This is a genomic window from Ornithinibacillus scapharcae TW25, from assembly GCF_000190475.1.
In the GTDB taxonomy this organism is placed as follows: Bacteria; Bacillota; Bacilli; order Bacillales; family Amphibacillaceae; genus Ornithinibacillus; species Ornithinibacillus scapharcae.
This window is the reverse complement of record NZ_AEWH01000006.1, coordinates 197177-209381: the sequence shown is the minus strand read 5'-3', so window position 1 is coordinate 209381 and position 12205 is coordinate 197177. Positions and strand designations below refer to the sequence as shown.

12 protein-coding genes are annotated in these 12205 nt (G+C 36.5%); 10 read left to right on the top strand and 2 right to left on the bottom strand.

Annotated elements, in window-relative coordinates; genetic code table 11:
* Window positions 1–96: 96 nt before the first annotated feature.
* Window positions 97–327 (top strand): DUF4190 domain-containing protein, encoded by a 231-nt coding sequence (locus G5W_RS20225; RefSeq protein ID WP_010093844.1) that lies wholly within the window; start codon window positions 97–99, stop codon window positions 325–327.
* Window positions 328–367: 40 nt separating this feature from the next.
* Here the strand turns inward: G5W_RS20225 and G5W_RS0102315 are convergent, their stop codons facing one another.
* The gene (locus G5W_RS0102315; protein ID WP_010093841.1) at window positions 368–2446 is read right to left on the bottom strand and encodes a metallophosphoesterase family protein; all 2079 of its coding nucleotides are present in this window, start codon (window positions 2444–2446) and stop codon (window positions 368–370) included.
* Between the two features lie 134 nt (window positions 2447–2580).
* On the opposite strand from G5W_RS0102315, the gene G5W_RS0102310 reads away from it, so the two are divergent.
* Genes G5W_RS0102310 through G5W_RS0102300 form a run of 3 tightly spaced genes read left to right on the top strand, consistent with a single transcriptional unit; the run spans window position 2581 to window position 4340 of the window.
* Entirely contained in the window at window positions 2581–3252 is a 672-nt protein-coding gene (locus G5W_RS0102310) for a RibD family protein (RefSeq protein WP_010093839.1), read from the top strand.
* 13 nt (window positions 3253–3265) lie between these two features.
* Complete coding sequence (locus tag G5W_RS0102305) at window positions 3266–3835, top strand: DJ-1/PfpI family protein (RefSeq protein WP_010093838.1); 570 nt, start codon at window positions 3266–3268, stop codon at window positions 3833–3835.
* A 1-nt stretch (window position 3836) separates the two neighbouring features.
* On the top strand, window positions 3837–4340 hold the full coding sequence (locus tag G5W_RS0102300) for a DNA-deoxyinosine glycosylase (RefSeq protein WP_010093836.1): 504 nt from the start codon (window positions 3837–3839) through the stop codon (window positions 4338–4340).
* 532 nt (window positions 4341–4872) lie between these two features.
* On the opposite strand, the gene G5W_RS0102295 is transcribed toward G5W_RS0102300, so the two are convergent.
* Window positions 4873–5970: an SDR family oxidoreductase gene (locus G5W_RS0102295; RefSeq protein ID WP_010093833.1), complete on the bottom strand. Its 1098-nt coding sequence runs from the start codon at window positions 5968–5970 to the stop codon at window positions 4873–4875.
* A gap of 237 nt (window positions 5971–6207) precedes the next feature.
* Here G5W_RS0102295 and G5W_RS0102290 point away from each other — a divergent pair, with 237 nt between their 5' ends.
* The 6 genes from G5W_RS0102290 (at window position 6208) to G5W_RS0102260 (ending at window position 12167) form a co-directional block, all read left to right on the top strand.
* Window positions 6208–7200, top strand: coding sequence for a sensor histidine kinase (locus G5W_RS0102290; RefSeq protein ID WP_010093832.1), 993 nt, complete (start codon window positions 6208–6210; stop codon window positions 7198–7200).
* Between the two features lie 10 nt (window positions 7201–7210).
* On the top strand, window positions 7211–7840 hold the full coding sequence (locus G5W_RS0102285) for a response regulator transcription factor (protein WP_010093831.1): 630 nt from the start codon (window positions 7211–7213) through the stop codon (window positions 7838–7840).
* A gap of 99 nt (window positions 7841–7939) precedes the next feature.
* Window positions 7940–8734, top strand: a complete 795-nt coding sequence (locus G5W_RS0102275) for a cytochrome c oxidase assembly protein (RefSeq protein WP_010093827.1) — start codon at window positions 7940–7942, stop codon at window positions 8732–8734.
* Between the two features lie 128 nt (window positions 8735–8862).
* The gene (locus tag G5W_RS0102270; protein ID WP_010093825.1) at window positions 8863–9795 is read left to right on the top strand and encodes an ABC transporter ATP-binding protein; all 933 of its coding nucleotides are present in this window, start codon (window positions 8863–8865) and stop codon (window positions 9793–9795) included.
* Between the two features lie 12 nt (window positions 9796–9807).
* Window positions 9808–11061, top strand: a complete 1254-nt coding sequence (locus tag G5W_RS0102265) for an ABC transporter permease (RefSeq protein ID WP_010093824.1) — start codon at window positions 9808–9810, stop codon at window positions 11059–11061.
* Window positions 11058–12167 (top strand): ABC transporter permease, encoded by a 1110-nt coding sequence (locus tag G5W_RS0102260; protein WP_010093823.1) that lies wholly within the window; start codon window positions 11058–11060, stop codon window positions 12165–12167. Before G5W_RS0102265 ends, G5W_RS0102260 begins: the two co-directional genes overlap by 4 nt.
* Window positions 12168–12205: the final 38 nt, after the last annotated feature.

Here is a 12205-nt window from a genome sequence, read left to right as displayed (position 1 = left end):
CTTTTTCCTTACAATTTGATATTTTATTTATACGTGTCTAAGAGAGAGAGGTATGAAATGGAACCACAATAAACGAATGGAAAATCAATTACAGCATTGGTATTAGGCATTTTATCTATCGTTATACCGTGGGTTGGATTTATCTTAGCGATTATTGGTCTCGTGTTTGCTAATATCAGTATAAAAGAGATGACTGTTTCTGGTGAGTCTGGCAGAGGCCTTGCAATTGCGGGACGTGTCATTAGTATTATAACGTTGAGTTTATATGGACTATTAATTTTAATTATTATGTTAATTATTGGTATTTCATCCTTATCTTATTATTAAGGTTAAGCCAGGTTCCGGGTACTCGGAACCTGGCTTTTTTCTATCTAAAGGACTTCTTATAAGTGGAGGTTCTTTTGTTCATAATAAGCTTATTTTGAATCATTTCATCCGTTATCTTGATAAGTCCAACATTATTGTGGGTATGCATGACTTTTCCGCTAGTGGTTGACAAGTAATTGATTTCTTCATGCCAGATAATTTGTTTTTTCTTTACTACAGATAGCTTTCCAAATGACAAATTACTGCCTTTATCGAAAGACCTGATGAAGGTTTTTCGCTTTCTGGTAATAGAGTTTAAGGCGACAATTAGTTTAAGAGATTTTCCCCAAATACCTGAAAAACTCATATTATGAATCGGACTGCTGGTGAATTGGTTAATAGTTAGTTTTCCTTTAAGTTGGTTATAAACCGTGGAACGGAGCGCATTAGCATAATGAACATCACCAGATAGGATAATACATGGTTGTGGATTCCATTGGAACAAATGTTGAATGAACCGATTAAATCCTCTACCGTTGTATTTCCATGCTTCGAAATCAAGTGCATAACGTACAGGTAAACCTATAGCTCGTAGTGGATAGACGAACTTTTTTAAAAACGATTCTATAATACCTAAACCATAAAAGGGTGTTGGTGAAATGATAATTAATGGACTTCCAACGGCCCACTTACTCCTATTCAGTGTTCGGGTTATAACATTCCAGCCATCTTTTCCAATTAGTTCGGGAGAATTTTTTCCCTCTTGATACACCGACCCAACACGCAACGGTTTTGGTCTATAATCAAAATCCCTCATAGTTCGAATATCTAGAAATAATGATTTTGGATTTGTTGGTGCAACAAAGGACCAAATTGGAAGCTTCGTTAATTGTTTGGCCCATCGCTCAGGAAAGATGGAATTGGTTACATAATAGTGAAATTGCGAGGTGAAAAGAGGGAGAAAGGACTTGAAACCTTTTGGATCATTTCCCCACCCTTGAAACAACCAATAAGCAGATAATCCATTGGTGATGGTGTGAATCCCGAGTTTAGCGTGGTACACATTATCCACCCACTCAGGAGAAATATTCCAGTCGTCCGTAATATCATGGTCGTCAAATATCATATAGGTAGGTGTATTGGCTAGTACTCTTCTCATTGCGGACAGGGTAGGAATAAATTCTTCTACCTCGCAAAGTTCCTTTTCATAACGCTTTTTTAAATGTTTGATTTCCTTTTTTCGTTTTCGTTTTTTAAAGGCAGGATAGATAACATAGTACCTATCTTTATGAAGCAGTTCATCAAAGGTAGGAAAATGATTATCTCTGTTTTCCCATAGCGCAGGACTTAAGGTGAGAAGGTATTTTGCTGCATATTCTTGGTAACGTATTAAATGATTTTTGGCTTGATGTGAAGTGAATTTAGCAAAGTTTGACATGATAATTTGCCTTCCATTCAGCTGGTCTATGCAGGTACGGAAAGGCTTCATATTTAAACGGGAGTCTAACGTATGCAACTGCTGCAATTCCTCTCCAATAACTTCTTGGGCCACATGTTGAAGTTTATAGAACATCGGATCGGCGACATCATCAGCATAGATTTGATCCCCCATTAAAAACAGAGAATTAGGCCTTTCTTGAATATCTACCGCTTTTTGTTCAATGACTTTATCTACGGTAACCATGACACTTTGATCTGTTCCATGTGGTTTTTGACAGGAACCATAGAGAATATTGGTATCAGTTTTTTCTGGAATGATAAAGGTGGGATATCGTAGATTCCCGTAAACGATATTATTAGGGTATTGTTTATTTAAAAGATTAAGGTCACCTAAATCGATTTGCTCGTACCTATTCTTAAATAGAATGTTATAGCCAATCAGACTGTCAAGAGGGAATACACTAGCAAATGGAGTTGTTTTGATTAAATAGGTATAGAGATTTTTACCGGATTGAATCATATCAGAACTAACTTGTATGCGTAGTGGTTCATAGTGAATGGACTGTGTTTCCGTGTCGTTGCTAATCGAGTAAAAGAATGCATCAATTTGTACATATCGACTTGTTGACAACCATATATATACTTGATTTTGTTCTACACGCCTAATAATCGGACCTGCTAATAATAAAGGTAGTGTCATAAGAGACGTCCCCTCCTTACTAAGGATAGTCTATTCAAGGTGTTTGGGGATGATTGGTTATTAGCCTATGTCAGAACGACTAGTACATAGACTGAAAATTTAGTATAATAAATAATTATAGCGGGGGGGATAGGATGAAGCGACCAAAGATAATCTTAAATATCTTTTCATCTGTAGATGGTAAAACAGCAACAGCAAGGGGACGGAATGTTTCTGAATGGACGGCTGCTGGGATTGATGGAGAGGCTCACGAGTATACGAATCAGCTTTATGATGAATTAGATTGTGACGGGATGGTCTCCGGGAGTGAAACGCTACTGGTTTTTGGTAACCATTGGGTTGAACTTGATAGAGCATTATATGAGCCAAAAAAATCAAAAGCATACATTGTTTTTGACGGCAGGGGAAGAATTGATTGGTATCAAACAGATGGATTATTGGTTGTGACGAGAGAGGATGTTCCCGACGATTATATTGAGCAGCTCAAAGAAAAAGAAATATGTTATATCCAAGCAGGGAGAGGAGATTATATCGACTTACAGCTTGCATTGGAAAAGTTATATGAGAAAGGTTTTAGACGATTAGGTTTAAGTGGAGGAGCAGGACTGAATGGAGCATTTTTACGAAAGGGTTTAATTGATGAGGTAAGTATTTCGTTTGCACCATTGGCTATAGGGGGGACAAGTACTCCTTCCATATTTGATGGTCCAGAACTTACGAGCATAAATGATATTTTGAAGCTAGAATTAATCACAATGAAAAAAATAGAAACAGGAATGGTTTGGCTGCATTATAGGTCTACATAGTGGGAGGATAAAAATGGCCAAAAAAATATTATTCTTTGCATATCCTATGTATGCAGACTTTGAAATCGCACATACACTTTTCTTTTTGAGAAAAGTAGGAAATGCTACTATTACTACAGCGACAGTGGATGGAGATCCGGTTGAAAGTGTTGCTGGACTTATCACCAAAGCACATGCAGTAATCTCAGATGTTGATCCAAGAGATTATGATATGGTTCTCGTTTCAGGTGGGGATGGAATTGCGAAAGTAGTTGATGATAATAGAATTCGGGAATTCTTAATCAGTGCGAGGATGGCAGGGATCCCAATTGCCTCCATTTGTGCATCTGCCGTATTATTAGGTAAAGCTGGTCTATTAGCGGGGAAACAATTTACATGTACCCCCAATACGTACGAAATGTTTAAGGCAGTTTTTGATGCGGCGACATATACTGGAACTAGATTAGAAATAACGGACAAAATGATTACTGCAAAAGGGACAGCGTTTCCGGAATTCACCTTAGCGGTTTTAGATACGTTAGCATTATGGAAAAATGAAGAACAGCGAGATTATGCTTTGCGGTTTTGTAAGGGAGAAGTATAAGTTGATAGAAAAAATAGTTGGTTTACCACCAGTTATTACAAATGAATCTGAGGTGCTTATCCTAGGGTCAATGCCTAGTGTACGCTCATTGGAGCAACATGAATATTACGGTAATCCAAGAAATCATTTTTGGAACCTTATTTATGGGATATTCCAAGAAGTACCATCTGATTCATATGAGGAAAAGATTTCCTTTATCAAAGAAAAACATATAGCATTATGGGATACCATTGGTTCCTGTTATCGAGAGGGGAGTCTAGATTCTAATATTCGAGATGAGGAACCCAATGATATCCCACAATTACTAGTAGAATTTCCCACCATAAAACTCTTGGCGTGTAATGGAACAAAGTCATACAATACTTTGAAGAAGTATTGTAAACCGGAGATTTTAAAAGGTGTATCGGTTATAAAACTTCCTTCCTCTAGTCCAGTTCCAGGACGTTTTAACAAATCTTTAGAGGAAAAAATGGGAGTTTGGAAACAAATATTACAATATCTTTAGTAATTGATGTAATTTTCTAAAAAAACAGTTGTAGTGTGCTTATCCAATTCTGTATAATTGACTTTGGGAGTGTCGTTCGCCTGATGATAGGGGGTGAGTCGTAAGCTGCAACTTACGACTCGGACAATTTCGTAGGCTGCGGCGACTTCCGTTCTTGGTGAAAAAGGTAATTATCCTGTTCCTTTATGAAAAGTCAGGGTGATTACTTTTTTTCACGGGAGTTCACAACTAACAATACAAGCGTTGAGAACATTAACATTAACTCAATAGTCTTGTCAATTGGAATCACAAGCTTCAGCCCCTTCCTAAGGGAAATTTTTTGAAGCCGCCGGTAACTCCAATTCCTTCAGTCGATTCTCCGCCTACAGTATTGTCCACCTTATTATACTACAAATATACGGGTCTCGTATCGAGATTATTGCGAAATGGTAAAATATTCTCAGAATTTAATTTATTACTTCAAAATACCTACCTGATGCGGTTTTAATAGAATTTTGTCTTCTTAGTGCTATAGATATACACCGTTCTATTATTAGTTAATTTTTATATGCTTAGTCTCATCATCTTTATATTTTCGATAAAATTGAACCATTGGTTTTAAGGTATCCTTTAAGTCAGGGCATTTAATTCCTGACGCTTGTAGGTCTCGAACTGCTTGGCTAGTGTCATAAGAGGAATGAATTGTGAAATAATCCATCGCTTCAGCTTCTGCCTGGAGCAATTTTCTTATTGGTTTTATATGTAAAGCTGTTTTGGTAGCCGATAAGGGGATATGCACTTTTGGAACCCTTCCAAGATATTCTTCGGATAACATTTTCTGTATTTCCCACATTTGATAAGGACTTGGATCTGTTAGATGATAGGTATTTCCTTCGCCATTTGGATTTATGGCAAGGTAACTAGTTGCCTTTAAGACATAGTCTGAAGGAACAAAGTTTCCTTCTGGTGTTCCTTGACCAAAGTAGGGAATAATAGGTGAAAAGCGTAATTTATCTAATACATTTAGCATGAAGTATAAGCCATCGAATTTAATCGTTTCACCAGTTTCAGAATGACCTTTTATAACACTAGGACGAATAATCGTAGTCGGAATATCCTTCATATCCTTCTGCACAATAACTTCTGCCAGGAACTTCGTATGTTCATAATGATTGCGGAATTCTTGTCCTACCATTAATTCATGCTCATAGATTTTCCCCTCTCTTTTACCAGATACATAGGCAGTACTAAAGTAAATATAGCGTTGTAAATTTGATATATTCCGTAGCCATTTATTCAGGTTTGCGGTACCGTTTACGTTCACCTCATATGCGATGTCTCTTGGAACTGCTAAATCGTAGATGGCTGCTAAGTGAAAGACATGGGTTATCTTAAGTTTTAAATCGTGCATTAACTCGGGATTTATTGATAGATTTTCTTTAGTTATATCTCCGGTGACAATGGTAATTTGTTCTGTTGTTAGGTTACTTTGCTTGATGTTCTTTAAGGTTTCGATAGCTAACTTTTCCTGACTTGGTAGCACTAATAAATAAATATGATGAATGCTAGAGTGATGATCAATAATTAATTGTTCCAGTAAGCTTGATGCAAGAAAGCCAGGAAAACCAGTAATAAAATATGAATACTTCATAAAATACCTCCTTCTGTTCATTACTATTCGTTAGTACAATCGGAATATCCTCCTTTCCATAAAATTAACCAGTTAAGAAGCTGTCATCGTATGATAGAATATGAGGTGATAATCTAAAATAACACGATTCCGAGAAAGTTGGATATAATGAAATATTTCATGTTGCGATTTATAGTGTTTGTCGGTCTATGGTCTTATATGATAGTTCAATATAGTGAAAATATAGGGCTCAGTATTATGAGTTTCTCACTAGCAATAGGTGTATTCTTTTTCCTTTCTTTACAGCAAGCTTCGGTTTATTTATACATATTAATCTCCCTCATAATTGTAGGGCATGGAATTTGGTTAACAGAAAAATTGTTCATTACGATTATCTTGTTACTCTATATGATGATTATTGCTTCATTACGATTAAATGCCAAATCTATAAAACTATTCATCATCTTTAATTTAGTTCTATCTTTGTTAGTCAGTATGTTTATAGCTGAAAATACAATTGAGATTCTGGTGGTTATTGTACTTATCTCTTTTATCCTAATAGTCTCCAATCATTTTCAAACAACTTGGAAGGAACAACGACGATTATACGAGGAATTATTAGTCGAATATCGAAAGCTCAAGCGATTTAATCTATTAGCTGAACAAGACGCCCGAGTGGAGGAACGTAACAGAATTGCGCGGGATATCCATGATTCGGTTGGACATCGTTTAACTGCTTTGATTATGAAATTAGAGATGCTAGCGATTCAATCTGAGAATAGTGAATACCGTGAGTTAAAGAAAATGGCAGAGGAAAGTTTAGGGGAAACAAGACAGGCAGTAAAGGCATTACAGGCGGAGGAAAGTGAAGGTATTGCTACAGTTGTTAATATGATTCGGAAATTAGAAGCGGAAAACCAAATCGTGGTACAGTTTACGATTCAACAAGGAGTACTGACGGTTCCTCTTTCCAATGAAAATAATGTAGTCTTATATCGTGTCATTCAAGAAGCTCTTACAAATGCTATGAGACACGGTCAATCTAGAGAGGTAAGAGTGGTGTTAGGTAAGTCTGCGATTGGGGATGTTTCGTTTGAAATCTCGAATGCTATATATAAGGTGAAACCAATTGTTTTTGGGTTTGGTTTAACAAATATGCAAAAGCGATTAGAGGAGATTAATGGAAGACTTGATGTATTCCAAAAGGATGATCGATTCTACTTATCAGGAATAATTCCAAAAGTAAATTAGGGGGAAGCTTATGTGGCGGATTTTATTAGTGGAGGATCAAGCTATAGTAAGACAAGGGTTAAAAGTCATTTTAGAACAGGATAAGAATATAACGGTTACGCATGAGGCGGAGAATGGCGCTCAGGCCATCGAGATTTTGCAGAAGTTTACGGTGGATTTCATCATGATGGATGTTCGTATGCCAATTATGAATGGAATTGAAGCTACTCGGTATATCAAGAAACATTGGCCTGACGTAAAAATCCTAATTCTAACTACGTTCAATGATGACGAATACGCAGTCCAAGCATTAAAGGAAGGTGCAAACGGCTTTCTGTTGAAGACATCCGATTCGAAAAAATTGATTGAAGCAGTGTATAGCTGTATGCAGGGTGGTATGGCGATTCATGACGAGGTAGCCGCAAAGGTCATGCCAAAATTATTACAAAATGCCCGAAAAGAAGAAGTAACAGTAGATTTAACTATGAGAGAGTTATCCATTTTGAAATTAGTAGGCGAGGGGAAGACGAATAAGGAAATAGCAGACGAGCTATTCTTATCAATAGGAACGGTTAAAAATCATATGACACAAATCCTACAAAAAACCGGATTGCGTGATCGAACACAACTAGCAATCTATGCTGTGAAACATGATATTTAATTAAAGATGCCTTCATGAAATTGTAATAATTTGTTAGTTATTATGTTTTCCTCATCCTTTACAATAATAGTAGATGGAAAAGGTAAGGGGTTGTTCAATATGCTTGATATCATGTTAGAGGAGTTTCCTTTTTCCTCCTTATGGAATGCTGGAGTATTTCTTTTTATTGCATTTACTGCCGTTATCTATTTATTTTTACTGCCTCAGGAGAAAGGTCATTCCTTTACGCGTAAAGTGTCATTCTTATTCGGGCTAGTTTTGATATTCATAGCTGCTGGCAGTCCTCTTAATATTTTTGGGAGGATTCAATTTAGTGCGCATATTATCCAGGTTATTATTCTTAGTTTTATTGCACCACCATTACTAGTTATTGGAATGAAGTATAACCTGTTTAAGAAATTACCTCTGTTGGAAAAATCAGTATTATTCATGTCTAGACCATATATAGCCATCAGTTTATTCTTTCTTGTGCTATATGCATATCATTATCCGCCAATATTTGATCAAGCAAGAGTAGACCTTTATGGGAATTATATTTATTTATTCCTTTTATTTGGTAGTGCAATGCTTCTATGGGGTACACTTATTCCGATTCCAGGTAAGAAACAACTTTTGTATTACCACTTATTTTGTGTACTAGGGATTATTCCACTAGGCATTATACTGATGTTGTCGAAGGATGTTTTATACCACGCCTATACAGACTTAGATACGTTCACACAAGCTCTGCAAGTATGTCTACCACCTGGTCAGCAAATCTCGGAGGAACTAGTACTACTCATATTACCGTTCCAACCAATCCCAGAACAACATCTAGGAGGCGTTATTTGGATAATAGCAGGATTCATTAGTTTTATAGCTTCATTCATTATAAAGTCTAAGAAAAAGGATTGAGCATATGCTTAATCCTTTTTAAAATATACAAAATGACTTAAGTCATATCGAATAGATCAGATCTAATGACTTACGGTAGTAGGATGTGTCTTGTAGATAACGTATCCTTACATTAGGAGGAGATACGAATGATTGAATTAGTAAACTTATCGAAAAGATTTAAACAAATGTACGCTGTGAAAAACTTAAATATGTTTATCGAAAAAGGAGAGATAATTGGATTGCTAGGCCCAAATGGTGCAGGAAAATCAACTGCCATATCGATGTTATCTTCCTTAATAGAGCCGACAAGCGGTGACGTACTATACCAAAATAAAAGTATCTTGAAAAATCCGTCAGCATTTCGAAAAATAGTCGGGATGGTTCCTCAAGATATCGCCTTGTATGAGGATTTGACTGCAGAAGAAAATCTCATGTTTTTTGGTCGAATTTATCAATTGAGTGGTAAAGAGTTATCCCGAAAAGTGGATGAAGTTCTGGAGCAAATCGGACTTCGTGACAGAAAGAAAGATATTGTTAAAAAATTCTCTGGTGGGATGAAACGTAGGCTCAATATTGGTGTTGCTATGTTGCATGACCCGGAATTATTAATCATGGATGAACCAACAGTTGGGATTGATCCGCAATCAAGAAGTTATATTTTAGAAACAGTGAAGCGTTTTAATGAAGAGAGACAAATGACGGTCCTATATACAAGCCATTATATGGAAGAAGTAGAGTTTTTATGTGATCGTATTTATATCATGGATAAAGGTAATCTTATTGCCGCGGGAACGAAAGATGAAATTAAACAGATTCTTTCCTCTGAAAACACAATATCCATTACAGTAGAAAGGTTGAATGATGCCTTTATTGAAGCATTAGAGCAACATCCTATGACAAATCGAGTAACTATTGGGGAGAAGGAAGTAACCATACTTGTGCCTCGAGAAACGAAGGCATTCTCTGAAATTATTAAACTAGCCGAATCTACAAAACTGGATTTGGTCTCAGTAGATAATAAAACACCAACCCTGGAGGATGTGTTTTTACATTTAACAGGAAGAGCCTTACGGGATTAGGGGTGAGGGACTGTGATATGGCAGATTATTAAAAAACAAGGTTTATTGTTTTTACGTAACCCACAACAATTACTCCTTCTTATTGCGTTACCGATTATTCTAGTAATGATTCTAGGCACAGCTTTAAGTGGAATGATGAATGGAAGTTCTTCTCCACTTTCCTTGAAAATTGCTTTTTTAGAGTCGGAAGGTGAAGAAGAGCAAGTAAAGGCATTTTTAGCTGATGTAAAAGAGCAGCTTCCAGTTGAAGCTTTTGCGGAAATAGAGGCCAATTTAGGAAACATGTTGCCAGTCTCCACTATCAAGTCGGTTTTCGATAGTGAAGAAGTTCGTGATTTTATCGAAGTAGAGTACCTAAAACCTTCTGAACGAAATGAAATAATCAAGGATGATTCGTATACAGCGGTTATTGAAGTGCCCAAGAATTTTTCTTATGACTTGTTAACTACCATGATTGTTGGGGGTACCGCTCCAACTCTTAAGGTAACGTATAATGAAGAAAAGCAAGTAGGTACAAGTATTATAGCTAGCTTTCTAACACAGATGCAGAATCAGTTTACAAAGCAAAATTTCTTAGCGCAACAAGGTATTCAACTCTCAGAATTGGCTGTGGAAGAAATGAAAGCTGAGATTGTTACTGTGAATGAAAAAAATCCAATCGAGGCTACTTCCTACTATACGATAGGCATGGTAGTCATGAATGTCCTATTCATTGCAGGAGCCATCAGTTATTATGCTTTTCATGAGAAACAAATCGGCGTATTTAATCGGATTATTTTGGCAGATGTTTCAAGATGGGTTTACTTTACAGGGGTATTTTTAACAGGGATGATATTCTCCTTTATACAGGCGATTGTAATCTTTGCATTTTCTTGGCTCGTGTTTGGGATTAGCTGGCCTGACGTAGGTTTATTTTTATTGGTTACAGTAGCATTTTCCTTTGCGGTAGGTGGTCTTACTGTATTTCTGTCAGCATTGAACTATAAATTGAACTCAGAAATGATCACGAATTTCTTTATGAATATTATCGTTATCCTACTATCTGTATTAGGTGGTAGCTTCTTTCCGATAGGAGATTATGTACCAGCAATCCAATCAATGGGGAATATGACGCCAAACGGTTCTGGATTATCAGCATATATCAGTATTTTAAGAGGGGAGAACATTGCTGCAATCAGTGAAAACCTATTATTTTTAGTAGGCTTTGGGATGATCATGATTCTTATTGCCGTCCTATGTTTTCCAAAGAGAGGAGTGTCGGCATGATTGGAATACTACAAGCAAAATTCAAATCATTTATCCGTAATCCTTGGACCTTTGTCACTTTTACTGGAATGTCACTAATATTTGCTTTGATTTTTGGTGGTGCGGGTGTTGATAAAGCCTTTATACCAGTTTATTCGAGTGATGAAACCATAAAGGATTCCTACATTGGAAAACAGCTAGTGAAACAGGACGCTTTTCAATTTAGTTGGATGTCCGAAGAACAATTGCTCGAGAAGATTGAAAAAGGAAATGCGGAGAATGGCGTTATATTACACGAAGATGATTTCGAGATTATCGTTGGGGTAGATTCTTTTAATACGGAGTTAGTAAATGAGATGATTTCTAGTGTATATCAGGATAAGGCTGAGCGAGAAAGAATTGTTGAGCTTGCAAATCAGAACAACAAGGATTCAGATTTTATACTAGCGAAACTAGATACTGCACTCGAAAATCCTATATTTGATGTACAGACAGCAACCTTCCGAGGGGAGGGAGCTTTTGTCTACGATAATTCTTTACACAGAGTATTTGGCTTTTCGTTATTCTTTGTTATCTATACCATCGCTTATAATGTGTTACCAATCTTGGTTGAGAAAAAAGAAGGAATATGGGATCGGATGATTCTTTCCCCATTGAAAAAGTGGGAAATGTATATAGCGAATTTACTTTATAGCTTTTTCATGGGCTATGTACAGGTGTTGGTTATTTTCTTAACATTTCGGTATATAATTGGGGTGAATTTTCATGGTGCTTTTTTCGAAACGTTATTGTTACTAATTCCTTACGTATTTGCCATCGTTTCATTGGCTATTTTGATCACCGCTTTAGTCAAGAAGGTGCAACAATTTAATGCGGTGCTACCAATTGTTTCAGTAAGTATGGCGATGATAGGGGGAGCTTATTGGCCAATTGAGATAGTTGAATCCGAGGCATTGTTAGCCCTTTCTAAAATAAATCCTCTAACATATGGAATGGAAATATTAACTGGTTCAGCGGTATATGGCTACTCACTACCAGAATTGTTAGTGCCAATTAGCATCCTCATCTTGATGGGAGTGGTGTTAATGGGATTAGGAATACATTTAATGGAAAGAAGACATATCTAAAGAAATTTATAGGTTGATTGCCTTGATGGTAATCAATC